Annotated in this window: 21 protein-coding genes, 6 tRNA genes and 1 pseudogene; 15 read left to right on the top strand and 13 right to left on the bottom strand. The window is 60.8% G+C overall.

What is annotated here, in order from left to right; genetic code table 11:
* Nucleotides 1–89 precede the first annotated feature (89 nt).
* From uvrC to AM586_RS06130, 8 genes are all read left to right on the top strand, one after another.
* Nucleotides 90–1,949, top strand: coding sequence for an excinuclease ABC subunit UvrC (uvrC, locus tag AM586_RS06165; protein WP_047826456.1), 1,860 nt, complete (start codon nt 90–92; stop codon nt 1,947–1,949).
* A 146-nt stretch (nt 1,950–2,095) separates the two neighbouring features.
* Entirely contained in the window at nt 2,096–2,677 is a 582-nt protein-coding gene (gene pgsA, locus AM586_RS06160; RefSeq protein ID WP_047826418.1) for a CDP-diacylglycerol--glycerol-3-phosphate 3-phosphatidyltransferase, read from the top strand.
* Nucleotides 2,678–2,776: 99 nt separating this feature from the next.
* Nucleotides 2,777–2,852: transfer RNA gene (locus AM586_RS06155), tRNA-Gly, on the top strand.
* 50 nt (nt 2,853–2,902) lie between these two features.
* A tRNA-Gly gene (locus AM586_RS06150) sits at nt 2,903–2,978 on the top strand.
* Between the two features lie 53 nt (nt 2,979–3,031).
* Nucleotides 3,032–3,107, top strand: a tRNA-Gly gene (locus AM586_RS06145).
* A gap of 31 nt (nt 3,108–3,138) precedes the next feature.
* Nucleotides 3,139–3,214 (top strand) — tRNA-Gly (locus tag AM586_RS06140).
* A gap of 28 nt (nt 3,215–3,242) precedes the next feature.
* Nucleotides 3,243–3,318 (top strand) — tRNA-Gly (locus tag AM586_RS06135).
* 75 nt (nt 3,319–3,393) lie between these two features.
* Nucleotides 3,394–3,467 (top strand) — tRNA-Cys (locus AM586_RS06130).
* A 677-nt stretch (nt 3,468–4,144) separates the two neighbouring features.
* On the opposite strand, the gene AM586_RS06125 is transcribed toward AM586_RS06130, so the two are convergent.
* The 4 genes from AM586_RS06125 to AM586_RS06110 all read right to left on the bottom strand — a co-directional run bounded on the left by AM586_RS06125 (nt 4,145) and on the right by AM586_RS06110 (nt 10,139).
* Nucleotides 4,145–4,423 (bottom strand): PAAR domain-containing protein, encoded by a 279-nt coding sequence (locus AM586_RS06125; protein WP_082439690.1) that lies wholly within the window; start codon nt 4,421–4,423, stop codon nt 4,145–4,147.
* Nucleotides 4,424–4,473: 50 nt separating this feature from the next.
* The gene (locus AM586_RS06120) at nt 4,474–5,559 is read right to left on the bottom strand and encodes a T6SS immunity protein Tli4 family protein (protein WP_162600527.1); all 1,086 of its coding nucleotides are present in this window, start codon (nt 5,557–5,559) and stop codon (nt 4,474–4,476) included.
* Nucleotides 5,560–5,644: 85 nt separating this feature from the next.
* Nucleotides 5,645–7,507, bottom strand: a complete 1,863-nt coding sequence (locus tag AM586_RS06115) for a triacylglycerol lipase (protein WP_109370437.1) — start codon at nt 7,505–7,507, stop codon at nt 5,645–5,647.
* Nucleotide 7,508: 1 nt separating this feature from the next.
* Nucleotides 7,509–10,139: a type VI secretion system Vgr family protein gene (locus AM586_RS06110; protein ID WP_060566970.1), complete on the bottom strand. Its 2,631-nt coding sequence runs from the start codon at nt 10,137–10,139 to the stop codon at nt 7,509–7,511.
* A gap of 599 nt (nt 10,140–10,738) precedes the next feature.
* Here AM586_RS06110 and AM586_RS06105 point away from each other — a divergent pair.
* Genes AM586_RS06105 through AM586_RS06100 form a run of 3 tightly spaced genes read left to right on the top strand, consistent with a single transcriptional unit; the run spans nt 10,739 to nt 12,398 of the window.
* Nucleotides 10,739–10,948 (top strand): hypothetical protein, encoded by a 210-nt coding sequence (locus AM586_RS06105; protein ID WP_047824787.1) that lies wholly within the window; start codon nt 10,739–10,741, stop codon nt 10,946–10,948.
* Nucleotides 10,945–11,085: a hypothetical protein gene (locus tag AM586_RS28060; RefSeq protein ID WP_156328167.1), complete on the top strand. Its 141-nt coding sequence runs from the start codon at nt 10,945–10,947 to the stop codon at nt 11,083–11,085. The genes AM586_RS06105 and AM586_RS28060 overlap by 4 nt, the downstream gene beginning before the upstream one ends.
* Complete coding sequence (locus AM586_RS06100) at nt 11,055–12,398, top strand: TonB-dependent receptor domain-containing protein (protein WP_047824788.1); 1,344 nt, start codon at nt 11,055–11,057, stop codon at nt 12,396–12,398. Before AM586_RS28060 ends, AM586_RS06100 begins: the two co-directional genes overlap by 31 nt.
* A 172-nt stretch (nt 12,399–12,570) precedes the next feature.
* Here the strand turns inward: AM586_RS06100 and AM586_RS06095 are convergent, their stop codons facing one another.
* Nucleotides 12,571–12,780, bottom strand: a complete 210-nt coding sequence (locus tag AM586_RS06095; protein WP_047824789.1) for a cold-shock protein — start codon at nt 12,778–12,780, stop codon at nt 12,571–12,573.
* 219 nt (nt 12,781–12,999) lie between these two features.
* On the opposite strand from AM586_RS06095, the gene AM586_RS28055 reads away from it, so the two are divergent.
* Entirely contained in the window at nt 13,000–13,452 is a 453-nt protein-coding gene (locus AM586_RS28055; protein WP_162600526.1) for a hypothetical protein, read from the top strand.
* A gap of 419 nt (nt 13,453–13,871) precedes the next feature.
* Here AM586_RS28055 and AM586_RS06085 read toward each other — a convergent pair.
* From AM586_RS06085 to AM586_RS06070, 4 genes and pseudogenes are all read right to left on the bottom strand, one after another.
* A pseudogene (locus tag AM586_RS06085) lies at nt 13,872–14,003 on the bottom strand (alpha/beta fold hydrolase); the annotation flags it as partial.
* 93 nt (nt 14,004–14,096) lie between these two features.
* Nucleotides 14,097–14,447 (bottom strand): putative quinol monooxygenase, encoded by a 351-nt coding sequence (locus AM586_RS06080; protein ID WP_047824791.1) that lies wholly within the window; start codon nt 14,445–14,447, stop codon nt 14,097–14,099.
* Entirely contained in the window at nt 14,444–14,866 is a 423-nt protein-coding gene (locus AM586_RS06075) for a cupin domain-containing protein (protein ID WP_047824792.1), read from the bottom strand. The genes AM586_RS06080 and AM586_RS06075 overlap by 4 nt, the downstream gene beginning before the upstream one ends.
* 10 nt (nt 14,867–14,876) lie before the next feature.
* A complete protein-coding gene (locus AM586_RS06070) occupies nt 14,877–15,317 on the bottom strand; it encodes a carboxymuconolactone decarboxylase family protein (RefSeq protein ID WP_047824793.1) in 441 nt (146 codons plus the stop codon).
* Between the two features lie 366 nt (nt 15,318–15,683).
* Here AM586_RS06070 and AM586_RS06065 point away from each other — a divergent pair, with 366 nt between their 5' ends.
* Nucleotides 15,684–18,155 carry a bifunctional diguanylate cyclase/phosphodiesterase gene (locus AM586_RS06065; protein ID WP_082439689.1) on the top strand — a complete coding sequence of 824 codons (2,472 nt, stop codon included), beginning with the start codon at nt 15,684–15,686 and terminating at the stop codon, nt 18,153–18,155.
* An 89-nt stretch (nt 18,156–18,244) separates the two neighbouring features.
* Here the strand turns inward: AM586_RS06065 and AM586_RS06060 are convergent, their stop codons facing one another.
* Together AM586_RS06060 and AM586_RS06055 are read right to left on the bottom strand one after the other, a co-directional pair.
* Nucleotides 18,245–18,967, bottom strand: a complete 723-nt coding sequence (locus tag AM586_RS06060) for an SDR family oxidoreductase (protein ID WP_047824794.1) — start codon at nt 18,965–18,967, stop codon at nt 18,245–18,247.
* Between the two features lie 112 nt (nt 18,968–19,079).
* Nucleotides 19,080–19,823, bottom strand: a complete 744-nt coding sequence (locus AM586_RS06055; protein WP_047824795.1) for an SDR family oxidoreductase — start codon at nt 19,821–19,823, stop codon at nt 19,080–19,082.
* Between the two features lie 282 nt (nt 19,824–20,105).
* On the opposite strand from AM586_RS06055, the gene AM586_RS06050 reads away from it, so the two are divergent.
* Together AM586_RS06050 and AM586_RS06045 are read left to right on the top strand one after the other, a co-directional pair.
* Nucleotides 20,106–20,600: a MarR family winged helix-turn-helix transcriptional regulator gene (locus tag AM586_RS06050; RefSeq protein ID WP_052233664.1), complete on the top strand. Its 495-nt coding sequence runs from the start codon at nt 20,106–20,108 to the stop codon at nt 20,598–20,600.
* A 46-nt stretch (nt 20,601–20,646) separates the two neighbouring features.
* Complete coding sequence (locus AM586_RS06045; protein WP_047824796.1) at nt 20,647–21,585, top strand: LysR family transcriptional regulator; 939 nt, start codon at nt 20,647–20,649, stop codon at nt 21,583–21,585.
* A gap of 81 nt (nt 21,586–21,666) precedes the next feature.
* On the opposite strand, the gene AM586_RS06040 is transcribed toward AM586_RS06045, so the two are convergent.
* Together AM586_RS06040 and AM586_RS06035 are read right to left on the bottom strand one after the other, a co-directional pair.
* Nucleotides 21,667–22,326: a TetR/AcrR family transcriptional regulator gene (locus AM586_RS06040; RefSeq protein ID WP_052233665.1), complete on the bottom strand. Its 660-nt coding sequence runs from the start codon at nt 22,324–22,326 to the stop codon at nt 21,667–21,669.
* A 131-nt stretch (nt 22,327–22,457) separates the two neighbouring features.
* The gene (locus tag AM586_RS06035; RefSeq protein ID WP_047824797.1) at nt 22,458–23,201 is read right to left on the bottom strand and encodes an SDR family oxidoreductase; all 744 of its coding nucleotides are present in this window, start codon (nt 23,199–23,201) and stop codon (nt 22,458–22,460) included.
* Nucleotides 23,202–23,372 lie beyond the last annotated feature (171 nt).

The raw sequence follows: 23,372 nt of genomic DNA, 5'->3' as shown, positions 1-23,372 counted from the left end.
CCCGTCCGGACGCCTGGCAGGCGATGAAGGAAGAGCTCAACGCCACCATCCAGAAGGATGCGCAGGGCACGGCGCGGCCGGATGCCGCGATGCGCGAGCAGGTGCTGGCCACGGTCGCCAAGCTGCCCGGCCTGCCCGGCGTGTACCGCTATTTCGACGCCGAGGACAAGGTCCTCTACGTCGGCAAGGCGCGCAACCTGAAGAACCGCGTCTCCAGCTACTTCCAGAAAAACCTGTCGAGCCCGCGCATCGCGATGATGGTCTCGCAGATCGCACGCCTGGAGACCACCGTCACGCACAGCGAGGCCGAGGCCCTGATCCTGGAAAACAACCTGATCAAGACCCTCAAGCCGCGCTACAACATCCTCTTCAGGGACGACAAGTCCTATCCCTACCTGAAGATCACGGCCGGCGACGCGCCGCGCATGGCCTATTACCGCGGCGCGCTGGACAAGAAGAACCAGTACTTCGGACCCTTCCCGAGCGCCTGGGCGGTGAAGGAATCGATGCAGCTGCTGCAGAAGGTGTTCAAGCTGCGCACCTGCGAAGACAGCGTGTTCCACAACCGCACGCGGCCCTGCCTGCTGCACCAGATCGGCCGCTGCAGCGGTCCCTGCGTGGACCTGATCGCCCCCGAGGACTATCGGCGCGACGTCGACAACGCCGCCAAGTTCCTGCGCGGGCGCCAGACCGAGGTGCTGGAAGACCTGAACGCGAAGATGCTGGCCTTTGCCGAAGACCTGAAGTTCGAGCAGGCCGCCAGCGTGCGCAACCAGATCCAGGCGCTCTCGAAGGTGCTGCACGCGCAGAGCATGGAGACGGTCGGCGACGCCGACGTCGACATCATCGCGGTGGTGGTGCAGGGCGGGCGCGCCTGCGTCAACCTGGCGATGGTGCGCGGCGGGCGCCATTTGGGCGACCGCGCCTACTTCCCGACCCAGGTCGGCGAGTCGATCGGCGAGGCCCTGGGCGACGACCTGGGCGAGAACGCGATCGAGGTCGAGGTGCTGGCCGCCTTCCTGGCCCAGCACTACGCGGACAAGTTCATTCCCGGCACCTTCATCCTGAACACCTTCTTCGACATGCCGGAGCTGGTGAATGCCCTGACCGAGCAGTGCGGGCACCGCATCAACATGGTGTTCCAGCCGCAGGGCCAGCGCCGCCAATGGCTCGAACTCGCGCAGAAGAACGCCGAGATCTCGCTGGCGCGCCTGCTCTCGGAGCAGGGCTCGCAGCAGGCGCGCACGCGCGCGCTGGTTGACGTCCTGGGCCTGGACAGCGAAGACCTGGCGAGTTTGGAAAACCTGCGCATCGAGTGCTTCGACATCAGCCACACGGCCGGCGAGGCGACCCAGGCCTCCTGCGTGGTGTTCCACCACCACCAGATGCAGAACGGCGAATACCGGCGCTACAACATCAACGACATCACGCCGGGCGACGACTACGCCGCCATGCGCCAGGTGCTGATGCGGCGCTACGAGAAGGTCGCGGGCGGCGACGGCGTGATGCCGGACATCGCCCTGATCGACGGCGGCAAGGGGCAGGTCGAGATGGCGCGCCAGGTATTCTCCGAACTGGGCCTGGACGTCAGCAGCATCGTCGGCGTGGCGAAAGGGGAGGGGCGCCGGGTCGGCCTCGAAACCCTGATCTTTGCCGACGGCCGCGATCCGCAGGAACTGGGCAAGGAATCGGCGGCGCTGATGCTGGTGGCGATGATCCGCGACGAGGCGCACCGCTTCGCCATCACCGGCATGCGCGCCAAGCGCGCCAAGGCCCGCCAGGCCTCGCGCCTGGAAGAGATCGAGGGCATCGGCGCCAAGCGCCGCCAGAAGCTGCTGGCGCGCTTTGGCGGCCTGCGCGGCGTGATCGACGCCAGCGTCGAGGACCTGATGTCGGTGGAAGGCATATCGAGCACGCTGGCGGAAGAGATTTATCGCCAGCTGCATTGACTTGGGTCCCCGCCTGCGCGGGGACGACGAATAAAGCGCGGGGACGACGAACAAAGTCGCGGGCGGCGGCGGTTCCGGATGAGTTCAACTGGTTCAAATGGCAAGAGCCATGTAGACTAGCGGCGCTATGTCCACCACGCCGCACTATGCCTTTTAACATCCCGATTCTCCTGACCTGGTTACGCGTCGCCCTGATCCCGCTGGTCGTCGGCGTCTATTACCTGCCCGAACCCTGGCTGCCTCTCGCCGACCGCAACCTGGCCTCGACCCTGGTTTTCATCGTCGCCGCCGTTACCGACTGGTTCGACGGCTACCTGGCGCGCCGCTGGAACCAGACCTCGGCCTTCGGCGCCTTTCTCGATCCGGTTGCGGACAAGCTGATGGTGGCCGGCGCGCTGCTGGTGCTGGTGCAGCTGGACCGGGTCAACGCCATCATCGCCTTCATCATCGTCGGCCGCGAGATCACCATCTCGGCCCTGCGTGAATGGATGGCCGAGATCGGCGCGCGCAAGTCGGTGGCGGTCAGCTCGCTCGGCAAGATCAAGACCGCGGTGCAGATGGTCGCCATCCCCATGCTGCTGTTCCACGATCCGCTGTTCGTCGTACTCGACATGCAGACGGCAGGAGGGATCCTGTTGTGGATCGCCGGCGTGCTGACGGTCTGGTCGATGTTCTACTATCTGCGCCGCGCCTGGCCGCTGATCAAGGAAAAATCGGGTGCGCTGTAAAATTTCTATAGAGATTTCTATTGAGCCATCCTTGACACATAGCTCAGCATCTCTATAATGCCTGCCTGTTGCGAACGACATTGCAGCAAACGAAACGAAGCGGGAGTAGCTCAGTTGGTAGAGCGCAACCTTGCCAAGGTTGAGGTCGAGAGTTCGAGACTCTTCTCCCGCTCCAAAGTTTGCTAGTGTTGATTGCAATAAGTTATAATCGCAGCTTCCAGCGATGCGGGAGTAGCTCAGTTGGTAGAGCGCAACCTTGCCAAGGTTGAGGTCGAGAGTTCGAGACTCTTCTCCCGCTCCAGTCAGCGCAAGCCGAGGCTGGGGCAGCAGTAAGTAGTAAAAGTAAGACTCCATGCGGGAGTAGCTCAGTTGGTAGAGCGCAACCTTGCCAAGGTTGAGGTCGAGAGTTCGAGACTCTTCTCCCGCTCCAGTGTTTTACGGATGATGTGAAAAAACTCCATGCGGGAGTAGCTCAGTTGGTAGAGCGCAACCTTGCCAAGGTTGAGGTCGAGAGTTCGAGACTCTTCTCCCGCTCCAGGTAATTCACGACAAGCAGTAACTCCATGCGGGAGTAGCTCAGTTGGTAGAGCGCAACCTTGCCAAGGTTGAGGTCGAGAGTTCGAGACTCTTCTCCCGCTCCAGAATTCAGGGAAGCCCGTCTTCCCGTGCTGATGTGGTTCGATAACCCGCCACGCCAGCATCGTCAAGTCTCCTCGGGCGAGGTAGCAAAGCGGTTATGCAGCGGCCTGCAAAGCCGTCTAGACGGGTTCGACTCCCGTCCTCGCCTCCACTACTCCCTAGTAAGACAGCGTTTCAAGACCGGTTCAGTCTGGTTTCAAACCGCACGAAATTCGCGGTGCACCGCCGCTGTAGACGGCCAAATCGCCGTCTACATCCTGGTGTAGCTCGACCAGGATCAATCAGTTTGGCCTTGGCATAGCTGTAACGCACAGCAATTTGTCCGCACTGCATGCATTACCGTAAACCAGTTGGGTGAGAAACGACAAAGGGACGGCATAATATGCAACTAATCGACACTGATCAGTTTGTCTGAGCAATAGCTACCATACGGTCGCCCACTGGGTTAGTTGTTGAACGCGTAGATAAGGCGCTCGCGACCGACCGCCTGGGTTTCAGCGCGACGGCGGAGTAGGCGGAGCAATTCAATCTGTCGCGCAGGCAGGCCCTAACGCCGAAAACCTGGGTATTTCTTGGAGTTAACCGAACGCGAACCTGACGTTGATCAAGGCCACCAGAAGAAGTCTGAGCAGAGCAGACAGCCCGTACGCAGAAGCAGTGGCTACAGCGCTGGCCACGAAGGACTAGCAGGTGCGCACTAAGTAGGGGGGCTCGGTCCTACGGATCGCTTTCGGCGTTGTTGTTTCCGATGCGCAGGGCACGTACTTGTGCGGGAGTCACGTTACAAGTACGTCACATGGCGAGCTGGCGGCATAGTGATCGAGCCCGTCAGCCCACGCTGGCCCGGTGCGAGCCGATCAACTTGCATCCACATTCCGTGACACAGCCTTCCACGGCTACCGCTATACCTCCCACAGTCACGCTGGAGTGGCCGGTAATGATCTTGTTGACTCCGTGTGGTTTCCCACCTGGGTAATGCTGAGGGCAATCCACCTGGTCGCCAAGCCGCGCGATGGGCTTCCCGTCTACGTCGTGCTGTGGCGAGCCGCTGATCACTTTGCCGCCATGATCGGTAGAATCGCCCACGACGATGATTTTCATTGACATGCTTCGTACCCTCTCCGCAGCGGTTTCATTATTTCGACCACGCCCCAGGCTCAATTCCGGAAGCGCAGGCCGCTAAGAAGTTTGTCCCATAAAGCTACGGCCTCATCATCTGACAGTGAACCCCTAGTCGCAAATTTCGTGTCGTGGGCAACCCCGGTGTCCAGACGAATGTCAACGCTGGCTGGCTTGGCCCTGTCCCCGGTTTTCCCCACGAATGCCCATAAGAATTCGTGCGCAATCGCGCCTTCCTCCCCATTATGCCGAAGTAATACCTCCTCACCATCCCAGGTATTCACCATGTGCCTGCCCATTCGCAACCTCGCCAAGTCCGCGACTACGGGGAAGACAATGCCCTGAGCTGTCATTGCGCCCTTATGGCGTTCAATAAGGCCGACACCGTTCGGCCCCTCGGTACTCGCATTCTTGTTCGACCTGATCGAGAATCTCACATCCGGGATGCTTGGCAGAGAGATCCCCGCGCCGAAGATCTCCTGATCGTTGCTCGTGTTGTCGGCAATAAATCCTTCGTCAATGCATACTCCCGGCTCTTTCGGGACCTCTGCGTTGTCGCGGACACGAAGATTACGGGCAATCTCAGCCATGCGCTTCATGATTTGGTTCGCTGACTCCTCTTCGCCTGAACCCCAACCATATTCAAAGACATGATCGCCGATTTGATCGAAGTTTCTGATCCCTTGGGCGCCTTCCTGCTTTAAGAACGCACCAGCAAAGAAGCGAATTTGGACGCTCGAAGGGACTGGTCCGGGACCGAAGTACGTCACCTCTGTGTCATCGTCCTCCTTTTTTAAATCGGCAATAAATGCATCAGCTAAATGTTTTGCTTGTCCTGCTGCATTCTTGTGAGTAGTAATTTCAGCCGGGAATTCCTGATAGCCAAAAACAAGACGCGCTTCGGCCGGCACGGTCAATACATAACGGCCGAAACAAACATATTTAGTTTTGGAAAACAGTTCGCACAGCTTTCGAGATGGTTCAATTCTATTTGGCACGCCCCGCTCCTTATACGAATATTTCTGGTAATTGAACAAAAATAGTAGAATTAAGAAGGCGATAAATGCGATCGCTGCGATACGGACGCCCGCTTTTCCGGAGCCTCGTCTATTGAATATGGCCATTTGGTTTGATGAGAATAGAAATGTTCGCAAGAATAATGGAAAACACTCAGTTTGCCGGGCGCGTAGCGGCTTAATGCGGACTATGCTATTTTTTCCAACCTTCCGCTGTGTTGGCAATTTTGACCACAGAATACAGCATTGACGCTAACACAAAGTCGTTGTGATAGCTGCCTTGGTGATCGTAGCCAGTTTGTTTGAAGTGTATCTTGGCCTTAACTTTTGCAGCTGAGTAATCGGCTGGAACTGTTCCGTCTCCAGGATCTTTTGGAGATAGTAACTTGAGCTTGAATTTTCGCTTTTCCGCCGACATAACAATTAAATCGCCTTTTCCATCTTCGTTGATGATTTTCCAAGTCGATGGCGCGCCACGTCCTGGCGATATGGAGGACGCAATATCGTCGAAGTCGCTCGATAGCGAATCCACTTTATATACGACGTTTCCATGGGTCAGGTTATTGTCAGCGGCGTCTGTGCCATAGCTCGCATAAGTATTTTCGTGAAATGTGTCCTTAATCTTATCGTGAAAATGTTGCGCGTTAAAAACTCGTTTTTTCACCATTTCCCAAGCGGAGCTTTTTTTAAACTTCTTGCCGGCTGGATTGATCCAGTCTGGGTTAAACAAACGCCACCATTTGCCGTCGCCTTGGAGGTATATATCTTTGAGCGACAAACCATCCGTTTGCGCGGCATCCGATGTTCCTAGTTGGCCACCAACATCCTTAGTACTTGATGGCCATTGTGCAAGCACTCTGTCATTTTGATCGACTACCTTCAGCCAGCCTTGGCCATATGCAGAAGTTGGCAGCAGCTCGAGAGGACCAGGTGCGTTGGCAAAAACGGCGGTGACGTCCTGGCCCGTATTGCCAATGACGAGCGCAGCTGGCGAATGACCCGTAACGCCGCTGCGAACGCGCTTGTAAGCGGCGCCTGCGCCGTGCACGGGCTGAACGCTGTGATAGATTCCCAGTACGGCGTCGTTCAGCCCACCCATTTCCGGATGAATAATTGCACGCGCCAGTATGCCTCCCATCGAATGCGTAACCAATATGACTTTATCGCATTTTTGTCCATGATCTTGATAGGACTTGATTAACGCCCTGATCCGCGCCGCCGTTTTCCGAGCGGATACTGCATTACTCTGCAGCCAGTTGTACCCCATCGCATGAACAGGGTAGAGACAATTCGCTATGCGCAAAACTTCGGTCTCTTCCAATGCCTTGCCAGCAGGGGCGCCCCATTTAGCGAGATTGACACCTGTGACCGATTTGCCAAAATCTTTCCCAGACACCCAGACTTCATGCAATGGATTATGCGAAATCTGCGCATAATAGGGGTCCGTGATGTGATAGAGTCGGGCTTCTAGGATCTCAAGTGCGTCCCGGTAATCGTTAAACCCGATTTCGCTCCAGCCACGCCAGCGTGCTTTTTGTGCTGCGGTAGCCGCGCCCGCCTTTTTCTTTGCACTGTCGGCGCCCCACGCAGCGCGGTCGGTGGTTAACATGCCGACGTTTCGGAGAGAATCGGGAACATTACTGTGCCGATTATCCGACGTTTGGGTTTGATCGCCGATTGGGTCGAAGCTTCCCTGGTTTTCGGTAAATCGATAGTAGTCAACCTCGGTCTCATCTGGATCGAGTTTTAATTGCCGTTCTTCAGGTGTCAAAAATGAGGCTGTTTTGACATTGGTGAATAGTGTTGTTGCACCCAGCGTATCCGGCCGCCAAGCAATATCGTTTTGGTCACCAACCTTCGCAGTGCGAGCCCTGCTCATACGAAGGTTACTCCCCATAACCCCCGGCAAGAAAATAATTGGAATCACTCTGCTCGGCGGCATCATGAATATAGTTTCGCGCTGTTCGGTGTGACTTGGTGTTAGGTCAAATTCACCCTCCATCGCCCCACCCACACTCTGCGTCATCTTTTTAACATCTTTAGTACTGTCGGTCATATTAGTCGCTCAGTATCCGTAGTTTTGCCGTCGCCATCGCAATGCCTTTTTGCACCGGCATACGACCCTCGGCATCAGTAACGCCCTTGATGATCGTTCCATCTTCGCGCGTCAGCTCGAACTTGCGATTTGCTAACGGCCCGTCGAGATCGCGCAAGATCGGGGTCTGATCGAAGTGACCCTTTTCCATTTCGTTTGAGGCAAGCGCAAGGCTCTTTGGATCGATGAAGCTATGGGTAGCGGCATGAGCCACAAATGTACCGGTTGTGCCGTGTTCAATCCCGGCCTTACTGAACTTGACATAGCTGCCACCGCCGTTGATGACGATGTCTTCCTTGGCATTGATAACAATTCGGTTTCCCGTTTGTGTAATGTTCAATTTCGCGAGTAAATTGATACTGTCGGAGAGGGTCTGCACGTCGATATCGCCTGCCACAGCAATCAGTTTCATGCCAGCTCTTTGAACGAACAGGCGGAGCGTAGTGACGATACTCGCGAAAAAACCGTCACCGGCTGCAATCGCGACGCTTTTCCCCGTTGTGATCGCGGTGTCGCCTTCGCTTGCGATGTGCGTAGACTGAGCCGTGGTAGTAGCGATTCCAGCGGCGCTCGCCAGAATTAAGTGAGGCTCGGAGAGTTCCGGAAAGCTACGTTTTGTGGAACTGGCGCCTGCACCCCGAACCGCGTCGTTTTGCGCCTTGATCGACGCCGCTACACGTGATTGCTGGTCGTTTTCTTGCGCTCGGTTTTGTTCCGCTACTTCCGCATGATTCTTTTGTCTTCCTTGGGCGGAGACGAGACGTTGAACGGCTTCGCCCATGTCCTTGACCGCGGAGGTCGCGTTGCAGCGCGCTTCAGTGGTGATTAGGAGGCCTTGGCCTGCCCGGGCAACACCCCAAGCATCGGTAGCGATTTCCCAGCCTTCACCTCGTTCATCCTGGCGCCCTTGGTGATCTTCAATGCGAGTGATATGACCAAGCGACAGTTGGCTACACTGATGATCGCTCTTCAGCTGCGCCTGGATCTTTCCGGGCGTATCGTCCAGCACCAAGTGATTGCCGCGCCCACTCGCTTCACCCGACTGCAACTCGCGGCTGCGCAGGCCGCTCAGGGCCTGCTGCTCCGGTAGCTGCCACGGCGGCATGTGTGTGTAGTTGTACAGCACACCCAGAATCAGCGGATGGTCGATGTTCCCGTTGACAAAGACCACCCCCACTTCCTCGCCAACGCGCGGCAGGCGGATGTTCCCGAACTCGACGCCGGCACCGGGCGACATCACGCGCACCCAGGCCGAGCTGTTCTCGTCGCGCTTGCCCAGCCGGTCCCAGTGGAACTGAATCTTGACCCGCCCGTAGCCATCGGTATGGATCTCGGCGCCGGCCGGCCCGACCACGATGGCGGTCTGGATGCCGTGATAGGTGCAGGGCTGACTGTTGTAGTGGCGACCCGGGCGCCACTGGATATCCCTGCGCACGCAGCGGAACGTGTTCTCGTAGTTCGATGGCGCACCCGGCCTGGCCTGGTAGTTATTGCTGGCTTCGTGGTCGACGGAAAGGATCAGGTAGTCGCGGTCGCGGATGCTGGGCTTGGCCGGCTCGCCGCGCTTGGGAACTATCAGCTCGGCGCTGAAGTGGTCGGCAAGCTTGAAGCACCGGCCCGGCTGGGCGGTGCGATCGTTGCCGTGGGCTTCAAAAGTCTGCGTGTTCGCATCGCGCTCGCCCATGCGCTGCTGCGCGAGCTGTTCGCCCTCATCGTGCGTGCGGAAACCGTACGCGCCCGTGTCTTCGTAGATTTCGTAGGGATAGACGTCGCCCTGGTTATTCAGAGACTCGGCGGTCGAGCGCTGCGCGACCGGGTTCTTATAGTCGAAGCTGACCAGCGTTGTCTGGCCGGAGCCGAGGCGGCGCATGGGAATCCATTCACGGATGCCGTCGTCTTCGAGCGAGCCAGCCTTGTCGCGGAACGGGATTTCGCCCGAATCGTCAATGCCGGTCGGGTCGATGGGCTGGGCCAGCGTGCTCCTGTCCCTGAGAAAGAGCGTGTGCCCGTCCGCCCGGTGCTCGTAGTAATAGTGCAGCCCGAGCTCTTCCCAGCGCCGGTGCAAGTGGTTGTAGTCGGTCTCGTCGTACTGGTTGGCGCAGGTCAGCCGCGGATAGTCGCCGACGATGACTGGGTGCCAGTCGTTCTGGCGGTACTGGGCAAAGGTGAGTTCGGTAATTTCGATGACACTCTTGCCAAGGAACGAACGGTTGTCCTTGCGCAGCTTGGTGAAGGCCACCCATGGCTCGAGCACCATGTGGTAGAACGCGAAGCCGCCATCGGCACGCAGAAAACGGAATTCGGTGACGTAGCCGTTGAAGTAGCGCAGTGATCCGTCCTCGCGCACGAGAGAGATCGTGACCATCCTGGCCATCATCGCCTTCAGGGGAATCCGCGCGTCGTCCGACAGGAGTTCGACCTCGAAGCGGAAGCAGCGCGAGACTTCCTCGTGCGCCTTGAGTCGGTTCGGCAGGAGGATGCGTTCCGGACCGTCGTTGCGGGGGAAGCCCAGGCGCATCAGGCGATCGTGCTGCGCATCCAGACCGAACGCCGATAGCGCAGCGCCCGCCGCGATCGCTTGGGTTCCGTCCATGTATTGCCTCCGATGATGTAACTGCTATCAAATTTTCCATCGGTTAAGGTAACCATGTACTTTCAGACGACCTTGATAATGAGCAAGAACCAGGCTCTGCTGTTACCTTGACGGGTAGCGCCAGGGCGAACAACTTTCTGTGCATGTGCTGATTTTGCTCAGCTTGACTAATCTCAATGTGAACTGACGAGCGGGTTCTAAATTTTCCCTTTGGTTGCCAGCAGACAGGGCAAAAAAGGGAAGAGCATGCGCAAGCACGTATCCAACGAAAAGCCTGCGGGAATGGACATCGTTTTCAGGCCCGCAAACAGTAGTTACCCGAACGCCCCCGCGGTGGAGCGCATAGAAGTCGGCCCGGCCTTGACGAAGAGCCGCGTCGGCAGGCTGCATGGCCGCCCGTACCCGGTCCAGTTCCGAAATAAGGGCGCATTCGAGGCCTGGTAGCAGGCACTTGGCAGCGGTCCGGAATGGACGCGGTGGGCGGACCCGGAGGCAACATGCTGGAGCATCCGTCAGGAGATCCAGCAGCAGCTCAACGGCATGCGTGCGGGCAGGCATGACAGCATCAAAGCCGAAGCACGGCGCAAGCCGACGCGCGGATGCAGGCCATATCGATCAGCGCAAACCTGAAGTACGAACTACAGAAAGGGACGGTCATTGAAACGACGCCAGCGCTTGAGAACTTGCTGCTCAATTCCGACATGGACATGGACCTGCCGATGAAGATGGTTGCGCCTCCTTATCCTGCGCAATATCTCAAGTTCGGCCCGGAGGCTGGTCGCCACCTGAAGGCACCGGCGCCTACATGAATTTCCTGATTCCCTATATCGCGCGGATGAACGCCCGCAGCGACGTGCTGGACCTGCAGGCGGAAAAGAGCTTCATCGCCGGCGGTCGCCACGACCTCACGTTCGGGTGTACGGCAGCCACTATACCTTCGACCTGAACCTGCAGAATTCGCTGCTGGTCGGCGAAAGCGCCGGTCATGGGCGCCTGGCCGACCTGTACGCGGTCGATGCGGCAGGCAACCAGGTCGGGCCGTCGCTGACGCTGGACGGCGCCATCCTTCCTGGCTGGGGCGGGCATGACAGCCACTTCCAGGGCAACGGCAAGGCGGTCTACCTGCTCGACCATTGGGAAACCCTGCAGAAGCGGCTCAGGATCGATGCCGGGGTGCGCTGGCAGAACCTGGACGCCAACGTCGTGCGCCGCAACCGCGATACGGTGGTCGCCCTGACACCCGCCAATGTCGTGGTCGGGTCGACCCAGGACACCACGGCGGATAACGAAATCTATTTCCTCGCCGAGGCACGCCTGCTGGACAAGAAGTTCCATGCGCTTGGCTGGTCGGTGGGCACCAACTATGCGATCAGCAAGCCGCTTGCAGTGTATGCGCTGGCATCGAGCTCGTTCCGCTTGCCGAGCGTGGGCGACCTGATCGACCTGGCTGCCGCCAGCACGCAGATCGTGAATGGGCGGGCGGTCGATATCGACGCCGTCGAACGCATTCGCCAGTATGAAGGCGGGGTACGCTACCAGGCGCGCGGCGTCGGCGCCTCGGTGGCGGTGTTCTACAATAAATTCTCGCCACGCAGCGCGGTCAACGTGTACCGGGATATCGAATCGGCGCAGTGCGCCACCCTGGGCGGTATTACCCAGATCAATTCCTGTCCGGAGGTGGCGCAACTGTACAAGCGCGGCGTGAAGAACGTCGGTGCCGAGGTCGAGCTCAGTTATCGGCCGGCGCTCATCGAGGGACTGGAACTGAAGGGGAATTTCCTGGTCCAGCAACCGAAGGTCGAGGGCGCGAACTACACCGTCACCCAGGAGGACAAAACGCCTGACGGTGTAATCACCGGCTACCACTATGTGCCGGTCAGCGAAGACGGGCGCCGGCCGCGCCGCCTGGCCAAGCTGATGGCCAACTTCATGCCATCATACGATCTGCGGGCGGCCACCGGCCTGCCGCTGACGATCTATGGCCAGTACCAGTACATCGGCGACCGTTTTTCCGAAGCCACCGACACCAACGTGACGCTGCTGCCGGCATACCACATCATCAACCTGGGAGCGCAGTATGAGGTGACTCCACGCTTGATGGCGCAGCTGCACGTGGCGAACCTGAGCAACTCGATCACGTTCACGGAAGGCGACCCCCTGTACAACGACCTGCTGTCGCCGGACGGTACGCGCAACCGCGGCGTGGCGCGGCCGCTGTTCGGCCGGACGATCCGGGCCAGTTTGACGTATCGCTTCTGATCAAGGTTGAATTGCCGGTAGTGGCCGTGATCAAACGGCCTGCCGGATCTGGAGCTTCCATGCAAAAAACGGATTCACGTTGAACGCGAATCCGTTTTTTTTCAGCAATGCGCCGCAGCGGTGGTGCGCCCATGCCAGCTGCATGGGGCAAGCACGCTATCGGATCGAGTGCTTAGATCGCGCGGATTTCTCCGGCTTTCTCGCCTTTGGGGCCAGTCGAGCGCACAAAGGAAACGCGCTGGTTTTCGGCCAGGCTTTTGAAGCCCTGCGATTGAATATCCTGGAAATGGGCAAAGAGGTCAGCGCCGCCTGCGTCAGGCGTGATGAAGCCGAAGCCTTTGGAGTCATTGAACCATTTTACGGTGCCGGTTTGAGTAGTCATTTTTAGTCCTATTTAAATGCATGGGCAAGTGCCCGAAACGCACGTTCGACCAAGGGGAGCATAACGAAGGAAATCAAACAGGACCGCCGACAGGCGAGACGGGAAAGAAAGACCAACAATAACAACGACTTGATGTAGTGCGGCATTCAATATACACGGTTCTACGCTTTTGCGTGGATATTTCGCGATTTTTTTAAAAGTGATTTTCGAGAACTGCTTGTGACAATCCTGTTCCTGAATCGCCAGGCAGCGTTTTGCGAATTGCTGTATCTTGCTGGTGTGATCCGGGCATTGTGTCTTTTCCATTACCCATTTCCAGCTGTTTATATAAATCAGGAGTCTGGAAACAAAATGCCAACATACGATCGAGAAACCCATGATGTGGACGATGTGGAGGCAGCCCTGCATGCCCTTCATTCGGCCTTGACGGACGACCTGGAAGACCTCGAAACGAAGATGCGTTCAGCGACGCGCTCCATGACCGCCGCGCCGGTTGAAGACGAGGCCGACCTGCACGAATACCACGTGGCACGCGCGGCCTTGCACAGCGGTCTGGCGAGCATCGCCGAAGTGCTCGGGTGGATCCAGTGGAAAACCGATGAAGCGCCCGAGGGCGAAGTGGCCGTTTCGCTCGTGCCGCTGCCAACCCTGCGCGGATATTCCATTCATTAGCTTGCCATCGGACATTGCAATCTAATCTGTATTAATTCGAGGAAATCATGAGTAAAAGCCAAGACGCGAAGAAATCCGCGAAAAAAGAACCGGCAAAAACGCCGAAGGAAAAGAAGGCGGACAAGAAAGTCAAAAAGGCCGAGAAGATGCGACAGCAATAATGTCGCTTCGCGTGGCGAAATGATGTGCTTTGTACCTGCCGAATCCCCATTTGATCGCAAGCGCGTTTGACGAACAGCCGGCGCGCTTGATGAGCTGCTTCCCCGCCACCCAGCACAATCCAGGCTTGTAGGGCTGTCGGGACCGGACGCGAGAATATCGTTTGCCGCGTTCCCGCCCTTCGCGAACTTTTTCAGCGCCAGCACCATCGGTATGCCTGAGTGGCGACTCGAATCGAACCGTCCCCGGTTTTGACGGGCTCACTCCGCCCGTCCGATGAACGACTGGATGGCAGCCATGCTTGCCGCCGGCGCCTCCTCCATCAGCCAGTGTCCGGCATCGGGAATGACCAGTTCGGTGACGTTCGTGGCCGCATGGCGCATCCCGATGGCCGCAATCCCTCGGCGAAGCTGCGCGCGCTCGTGGGCTGGCTGCAGGAGGCGTTCGGCAGGCCTCCTTATTGAGAGCTCCCTGCCGACAACTGATCAGGTGGCGGCCTGCGCGGCGCTGGCCGCGCCAAGCGACAGCGGCGGATCGACCTCGTCCAGGAACTCGATACGGCGCGGACCGGCCAGCATGTCGGGCAGCGTCTGCTCGAAGACCTGCCGGTAGGGCTTCCCCAGATGATTGGCAAGGAAGTCGGCGCGGCTGCAGCGCCAGGTTTCGTACACGACCAGCGTGTCGGCTGCATCCTGCGAGCGATGCAGCGTGCAGTGGACGAAATCGGGTTCGGCCGACATCGCGACGAGGACATCGCGCACGCGCGTCTCGAGTTGCTCACGCTGCCCGGGGCGACCCGGCAGGTGCACGATGAAGCTCAGGTTCGCCTTGTTCATCGCGCCTCTCCCGATAGGGGCAGCACCGGCGCGTCCCGCTCACCCTTCACCATCCAGACCAGCAAGGTGGCCGGTTTCGTGGTGCTGGCGTTACGCGAAATCAGGTGATGCGCGCCCGGCGCCTCGTACCAGGACTGGCCGGCCTTGTACACGACCGGCCGTTCTCCCTGCAGCTGCGATTCGACCTCGCCCTCGAGGACATAGGCGAACACCGGTCCCGGGTGCATGTGCCCCGCCGATTTCTGGCCCGGGCCATAGCTGACCTTCAGCATGACCGCCTGCTTGCCGGGCGAGCCGGGCAGGGATTGATGCTGGAGAACGTCGAGGGACTCCTCGTGTCCTGCGGGCCCATGTGCGCAGGCCGCTGCGGCCAGGCCGGCCATTGCGACGAAAGCCGCTGCCGTGAATATGGTCTTCATGGATTTTCTCTCAGGCGGCCGGCATCTTGCGGAAGCCGATCGCGAAGCGGTTCCAGGCGTTGATCGTGACGATGGCCAGCGTCAGGTCGGCCATTTCCTTGGCGCTGAACTGGGCGGCGAGTATGTCGTAGTCGGCGTCCGGCGCATGGGTCTGGGCGATGTTGGTGAGGCTCTCGGTCCAGGCCAGGGCTGCGCGCTCGCGCTCGGTGAAGAACGGGGTTTCGCGCCAGGCCGAGACGGTGGCCAGGCGGCGCTCGCTTTCGCCGGCCTTGCGTGCATCGCTGGTGTGCAGGTCCATGCAGAAGGCGCAGCCGTTGATCTGCGAGGCGCGCAGCTTGATCAGGTCGAGCAGTCGCGGATCGATACCCAGGCCGGAGCCCGCCTTTTCCAGGGCGATCATGGCGGAAACGGCTTCCTTGGAAGCGGTGTAGAAATCGGCGCGTGCATTCATGGTGGTGCTCCTCGTTGGTGGATAGAAGTCCACATGTTAGGGGCCAGTGGTTCTGCCGCAGGAGGCCAATTCCCGCATTTTTCAGGAGGCCAGGGACGGCAAGCTTCGAGACCGATCCTTGCGGGGTCTGAATCGATGGGCGTGGACTACAGCAAATCTCTCGAATTGGCATCCTCGACTCGGCCTGGCCGTACGTATCATGCAAGGCGTGCCGGTGCCGCGCGGGGGGCTTGTCTGACAAGCGAGTCGCATCCGCCTGGCCTGATCCGGCCAATCTGAATACGCGCCGCCTCCGCGGCAGGCCTGCAGAGCTTGGCATCGGCCAGCTCGAGACGGCCAGCGTCCTTCGAACGGATAGTCAACATCATGAACAACGAAAAAGCGAGCCGCGAGGACGTTTTACGCCTGGCGGCGCAGCCTGTGCCGGCGCCTGCAGAACACCGGTTCGCTCGTGCGACCTTTACCATGGTGCGCCGCGCAGACGGGGCCGTGCTCGTCGATTCCGCGCACCGGGACTGGTTCGAACTGCACGGACTCGAAGCGGCAGGGCCGTTCGCCATCGACCGTCTGCTCGAACGCGTCGACGCTCCCCACGGCGAGGCGTATCGCCGGTCCCTGCTTGCCGCAATGGACGCCGGGCTGCCATGGCAATACGAGTACCCGCTTCGACGCCCGGAAGCGCTGGCCTGGCTGCGTGCGAGCGTCATGCCGCGTGGGGACACCAGTCCTGCGTGGTCCGGGTTTGTGGTCGATATCACGCAGGAGAAGCTGACTGCGCTCGCCCTGGAGTCGTCGAGCATCCGCAAGCGCTTACTCATGCGCACGACGTCCGACGGCCTGCATGTCCTTGACCACGAGGGTGTCCTGGTCGATGCCAGCGACGCATTTTGCCGGATGCTCGGCTACGCACGCGCAGAGATGCTGGGCATGCACGTATCGTCCTGGGATCCGAACTGGTCGGCGGATCGTCGCTGGGCACGGCTGGCGGCGACGGATGGCAGTCCGGTGGTGTTCGAGGCAGTACACCTGCGCCGGGATGGCCGCCCGGTCCCTGTCGAGGTGCTGGCCGCGTCCAGTCGCCACGAGGGAACTGTCTATGTCTGCGCGTCGAGCCGGGATATCAGCCATCGCAAGCGCATCGAGGATGAGTTGCGGGTCACGGCGACGGCGTTCTCCTCGAAGGAAAGCATGTTCATCATGGATCCGGTACGGCGCGTGGTCAAGGTCAACCTGGCTTACACCCGGAACACCGGGTTCTCCGCTGAAGAGATCATCGGACGCCTGCCGCCGGCGCTGCGCCCCGGACTGCACGACGCATCCTGGCTGTCCCAGATGTGGCGATCCTTGCGGCAGGATGGACACTGGACCGGTGAGATCTACTCGACGCGCAAGAACGGGGAAATCTACCTGGCGCGCGTGATGCTGACCGCCGTGACGCGGCCCGACGGCCATGTCGCCAGCTATGTCGGCATCGAGACCGATATCACACTTCAGAAGCAGGCCGAAGAGGAGGCGGTCCGTCTGGCCTACTATGATTCGCTGACCGGACTTCCGAACCGCCGCCTGCTTGCCGAGCGGGTGCAGCATGCCTTGCGGCGCGCCGAACGCAGCGGGCGCCACAATGCCTTGCTGTTCCTCGACCTCGATAATTTCAAGAGCCTGAACGACAGTCTCGGCCACGAAGCCGGCGACCTTCTCCTGCAGGGCGTGGGCGAGCGCCTGCTGGCCTGCATGCGCGCATCCGACACGGTAGCGCGCCTGGCCGGCGACGAGTTCGTGATCGTGCTCGAAGATCTCGACCCGGATTACCAACGTGCGCAGGAACAGGCCAGGGGCGCCGCCGCCAAGGTCCAGTCCAGCCTGAATGTGCCGTTCGCGATCCAGAATTGGGAACATTCCTGTACGCCGAGCATCGGGCTGGTCGTTTTTGGCGCGGAACTGAGTGGTTTCGAGGATTTGCTCAAGCATGCCGACGTGGCGATGTACCATGCCAAGGCCGAGGGACGTAACGTCGTGCGCGCCTATGTGCCGGGCATGCAGCATCCCGTGCTGTCGCGGCGCGCACTCTCGCAAGCGATGCGCGAAGGAATGCGCACCGGCGCGTTCTTCCTCGAGTACCAGGCGCAGATCTGCGCCGACGGCAGGATATGTGCCGGCGAGGCGCTGCTCCGGTGGCGGCATCCCACGCGTGGCCTGGTGCCGCCAGCAGAATTCATTCCGCTTGCGGAGCGCAACAGCCTGATCGTCGAGCTTGGCGCAATGGTCATCGAGCAGGCCTGCAAGCAACTGATCGAGTGGGACCGTCGCGGTCTCGTGCTGGATTCCCTGGGAATCAACGTCAGCGCAGTACAGGTGCGTGACCGCGCGTTCGTGCCGCGCACCCTGGAGCTGCTCGGCAATTATGGTATCGATCCGCGTCGATTGACTCTGGAAATCACCGAGACCGCAGGCCTGGGCGATTTGCGCGACGCCTTCGACAAGCTACAGCAGATCAAGCATGCCGGCGTCAGACTGGCGCTCGACGATTTTGGCGTGGGACATGCTTCGCTCGAGTATCTGCGTCAGCTGCCCTTCGACCAGATCAAGATCGACAAGGCCTTTGTGGGGGGATTGCCGAGCGAGCCGCGGGACAGGCTGATCGCCGAGGCCATCCTCGCGCTCGGCGGGCGCCTGGGGATCGAAGTGGTCGCCGAGGGCGTCGAGAATGCGGCGCAACACGCATGGCTGCGAAGCGCAGGGTGCAAGGTCTTCCAGGGCTATCTGTTCAGCCCGGCGCTCGGCCCCGATGCGTTTCTGGACCTTGCGCTGGCGTCGGCTGCGCGTTCTCGACACCGGTAGAGGCAATCGCTTTTGTTGTTCGATCACACCCGGCCTTGCCGGGCATGCCCCGGGTTTGAGCGGTTCATCGGGTGGGGAGGGGCCTTCGATCAAGCCGGCATTCTGCCAACGGACGCGCCGCCATCGGCAAACAGGGTCTGGCCGGTGATGAAACCCGCATCTTCCGACAACAGAAAGGCAGCTGCCGCAGCGATTTCCTCCGGTTTGCCAAAGCGTCCCATCGGAACGACGGAAAGGAAGCGCTGTTCGGCTTCGCTGCCGGGGATCGTGTTCTTGCGGAACAGTTCGGTTTCAGTTGGCCCTGGGGCCACGCCGTTCACGGTGATGCCAGTCCGCGCGAGTTCGAGCGCCCATGTACGTGTAAAGCTGATGATGGCGCTTTTTGACCCCGCGTAGGCCGTGCGGTCGCTCATCCCCAGGACGACCAGGCTGGACATGTTGAGGATACGGCCCCAGCCGCGTTCACGCATGCCGGGGAGCACAGCTTGCACGATCTGGACGGTCGGACGCAGGTTGAGCCTGAAACTCTCGTCCAGGTCGTCGAGATCGATGTCGCCGAGCTTCGCAAGACGAACGAAGCCGACGTTATTGACCACGCCGTCGATGGTGTAATCGCGGCATAGTCTCTCGAGAACGCTCTCCGTTGCGCGCTCGTCGCCGAGGTCGGCGCTTACAAGGATTCCCGGAAAATCCGTATCGTCAATGTTGCGCGCCAGGCCGATGACCAGATGACCCTGAGCGGCAAGATTCTCGGAGAGTGCGCGCCCGATTCCTTTGGTCGCGCCCGTAATCAGGTAGGTACGTTGTTTCATGAGTGTCTTCCTATGTATGATGAAATGGTGGGAGGGGCTGGGGCTGTCGCATCGGACAACCGGAGACCAGCTCAGGCTCACGGATGACCGGCGAGCACGACTCTTCCCGGGGTCAGGCAGCGAAGCCGCCATCGATCAGCAGGTCGGCGCCGGTCACGAAGCCGGCCTCGGGCCCCGCCAGGTAGGCGACCATGCCGGCGATTTCTTCCGGACGTGCGTGGCGCTGCAGTGCCATCAGGCCGTGCAGGGCGGCTGCGAAATCGCCGGTTTCCGGATTCATGTCGGTGTCGACCGGGCCCGGGCTCACGTTGTTGACGGTGATGCCTTTCGGGCCCAGGTCGCGCGCCAGGCCCTTGACCAGGCCGACCAGGGCGGACTTGCTCATCGCGTAGGCGGCGCCGCCGGCGAAGGGCATGCGGCCGGCGTTGGTGCTGCCGATGTTGATGATGCGGCCGCCCTGTCCCATGTGCGCCACGGCCGCCTTGGCCGCGACGAACACCGAGCGCACGTTGACCGCCACCGTCTTGTCGAAGTCGGCGAGCGAGAACTGGTCGATCGGACCCATGAGCAGCACGCCCGCGCTGTTGACCAGGATATCGATGCGGCCGAAGCGTTCGGCGACATGGTCGATGGCGCGCTTTAACGCGCCGGCATCGGTCGCGTCGGCATGGATCGCAAGCGCCTTGCCGCCGGACGCTTCGATCGCGGCGACCAGGGCCTCCGCCGCGATCGCGGACGATTGGTAGCCGATCGCGACGACCGCGCCTTCGCTTGCCAGGCGCCGTGCGGTGGCGGCGCCGATGCCGCGCGAGCCACCGTTGATGAATGCGACTTTTCCGTTCAGTTGCTTGCTCATGATGTGTCCTTTCGTAAGTGGGTTGGTGAGGCAACGGAAGCAGTATGGAATCGCGCACCGCGATCCGGTAGCCAGTCGCCGGCATCGAGAGTTTCAACCGCCGCGATCAGATCCGGCGGCAAGGTCCCGTTCCCATCGAAAGTCGGACTCAGGCCCGGCCTGCAAGCTGCGGGGCCGCGCGCCATTCGGTTTCTGCATGGAGCACATGGCAACGCCGACATGGCTGGACGTATCGCCGATGGCTAATCTCCCCTGTATCGATCAAATTCTGCCGAGGCAGCCATGTATCCATCGAAGGAAGCGGGAAACCCGACAAGCACCGAAGAAAGCCTGCCGCTGCTGATTGCACGGGCACGGCATGCCGTGTTGCGGATGCTGGAGGCGGAACTGGCGTCGCTTGGCGTATCGACCGTCCAATGCATGATCATCCTGCGATTGCATGGCGGCAGCCGGAATACCGCAGGCGCCCTGTCGCGCTTTTCCGGCGTCGACAGCGGGGCCATGACGAGGCTCCTGGACCGGCTGGCGGAAAAAGGCCTGCTGGTGCGTAGTCCCGACGAGAAGGACAGGCGCTCGGTGCGCGTCCTGCTCACCGAGCGGGCCCAGGAACTTGTTCCGGCGCTGCAGGCCAGCGTGGGACGTGTGCACGATCGTCTGGTGCAGCAGGGCGAGGCGGAGAACGTGGCGCGCTTCATGCGCTTCCTGGGCGATGTCATCCGCGCCGCGACGCTTGTGACGGAAGCGGACGCCGACATGCCGGCAGGCGGCAAGGGCTGAGATAGAATGAAGGTCCGATCTTCGAGGCAGTATTCCGGGAATACGTATGCAGGCCGAATTGCGCATCCACATCGACGCCTTCGTGATTTCTGCCGAGGAAGCCAGCTTCTCGGCGGCTGCCCGCAAACTCGGCCTGACACCGGCTGCGGTCAGCAAGAGCGTGGCGCGTCTCGAGTCCGGGCTCGGTGTGCGGCTGTTCCAGCGCAGTACACGCAGCCTGAGCCTGACGGAGGACGGCGAGCTTCTTTACAAGCAGATCCGGCACCCGTGGAACGAGATCAATGAAGCGCTGGTCGGCATCCGCCAGGGAGCAGGCAAGCCCGCCGGCACGCTCAAGATATCGATGGCGCTGGCGGTCGGGCGTAATTATTTCGTGCCCTTGCTCGATGAATTCCTGCGCCGGTATCCCGACATCGTGCCCGACCTGTACTTCGAGAACCGGCAGGTCGACCTGATCGCCGAGGGCTACGACGTCGCCATCGGCGGCGGCCTGGATCTGTCCGAAGGCCTCGTCGCGCGCGAACTGGCGCGCGTGCGCATCGTCCTTGCCGCATCACCTGATTACCTGGCGCGGCATGGGTCGCCGCAATCGCCCCATGAACTTTCGCGCCACCGCGGATTGCTTCGGCGCTCCCTCGGTTCGGGCCGCCTGGTGGCCTGGACACTCAGGGACGAAACCGGCAAGGAGATGGTGGCGGAGATCCGCCCGGTGGCCGTATTCGATGATCCGGAAGCGATCGCGCGCGCGGCGGCCTGCAACATCGGCATCGCGATGCTGCCGCTGCCGCACGCGGCGCCAATGCTCGATAGCGGCGAGCTGGTTCGCGTCCTGCCGGACTGGTATGCGGAAACGCGACCGCTGTCGGTCTATTATTCGAGCCGCAAGCTGCTGCCGGCAAAGACCCGGGTTTTCGTCGATTACATCGTCGAGGCGTTTCGAAGCAGCGGCAACGCCCAACGCTTCTCGGGCGCCAAGAGCCCCTAACAAAACGTCCATAGCTGCGTTGCAGCGCCTCGCCGTACGTTCGTACTGTCTTCAGCGCCGCGCCTTGCTCTGAACGTTTTGTTAGGGGCTCTCAGCGCGGGCCTGCAGCAGGCGCAGGAAAAGGTCGAGTCCGCGACGGGCGCGTTCGTCGGGTTCGGCCGGGTGCGTGCCCGTTCCGAACCGCCCTCCCGCGATACACGCCATGAAGTGTTCGCATACGTCCTCGCTCAAGTGCAGCCCGTGCAGCGGTTCTGGGCCCACCACGCCGGCCAGCGCGCGCTTGAGTGCTTCCCTGGCCTTGCCCGGCCCCGCATCCTTGAGCGCCCTGACCATTGCCGCCTCTCCGGACGCCATGACGATGTCGCACAGCCTCATCAAGTCCGGCCGGGCGGTACGACGGGCCACATGCGAGGCAAGACGGGCAAGTTGCTCGCGCCAGGGTATTTCGTCCAGTTGCAGGGCCGCCAGTTCGGCCTCATGGCGTTCCTTCTCGTCGTCGATCAATGCACGAAGCAGCCCTTCCTTGCTTTCGTATTGCAGGTAGATCGTGCGCAGCGCCACGCCGGCGGTTCTGGCGATCTCCGCCATGGCTACGCCGCCGAGGCCGCGTTCGATCAACAGCCGGCGCGCGGTGTCGAGCAGGCGCTTTCTCCGCCCGCCGAGCGAATCGATACGCGGCCGGCCGGGTCCATGCCGGGTCTCGGCCGTTGCAAGTGTCAGGTTGCCGTCAAGTGGGGCCATGGTGCGCAATAGGCGAAGCGCCTGAATGAATCGGTTGTGATCGACGAGGGCCAGCCTCCGGGGTCTATTAGATCATTACCGTGTCGTGAAGGACATGCGGAATCCGAATGAGGACCATGTCGGCACCGTCATCAGGCTGCAAAGCCGCCGTCGATCAGCAGGTCGGCGCCGGTCACGAAGCCGGCCTCGGGCCCCGCCAGGTAGGCGACCATGCCGGCGATTTCTTCCGGACGTGCGTGGCGCTGCAGTGCCATCAGGCCGTGCAGGGCGGCTGCGAAGTCGCCGGTTTCCGGATTCATGTCGGTGTCGACCGGGCCCGGGCTCACGTTGTTGACGGTGATGCCTTTCGGGCCCAGGTCGCGCGCCAGGCCCTTGACCAGGCCGACCAGGGCGGACTTGCTCATCGCGTAGGCGGCGCCGCCGGCGAAGGGCATGCGGCCGGCGTTGGTGCTGCCGATGTTGATGATGCGGCCGCCCTGTCCCATGTGTGCCACGGCTGCCTTGGTCGCGACGAACACCGAGCGCACGTTGACCGCCACCGTCTTGTCGAAGTCGGCGAGCGAGAACTGGTCGATCGGACCCATGAGCAGCACGCCCGCGCTGTTGACCAGGATATCGATGCGGCCGAAGCGTTCGGCGACGCCGTCGATCGCCAGCTTGAGCGCGGCCGAATCGGTCGCGTCCGCCGGCACCGCGATCGCACTGCCGCCGGCGGCGCGGATCTCGTCGACCAGCGCGCTGGCTGCCGCGGCCGAGCTTTGGTAACCGATGGCGACGGTGGCGCCTTCGCTTGCCAGGCGCCGGGCAGTGGCCGCGCCAATGCCACGCGAGCCGCCGTTGATGAATGCGATCTTGCCGTTGAGTGCCTTGCTCATGATGTTTCTCCTTGATGAGGATGGGTGAAGTGGTGATTGCGACGAAGCCAGTATGTGCCGCCGCAGACCCCCGTACTAGCCGGCAATTCGCATCAAGTCTTTCAACCGGCGGTAGGAAATCGCTCCCTTATTCGGACATGCAGATTCCGAATGAGGCATATGTCTGCCCCG

The sequence above is a fragment of the Massilia sp. WG5 genome (assembly GCF_001412595.2).
In the GTDB taxonomy this organism is placed as follows: domain Bacteria; phylum Pseudomonadota; class Gammaproteobacteria; order Burkholderiales; family Burkholderiaceae_D; genus Telluria.
The sequence above is the reverse complement of the archived record's forward strand: the minus strand, read 5'-3'. Positions and strand labels throughout refer to the sequence as shown.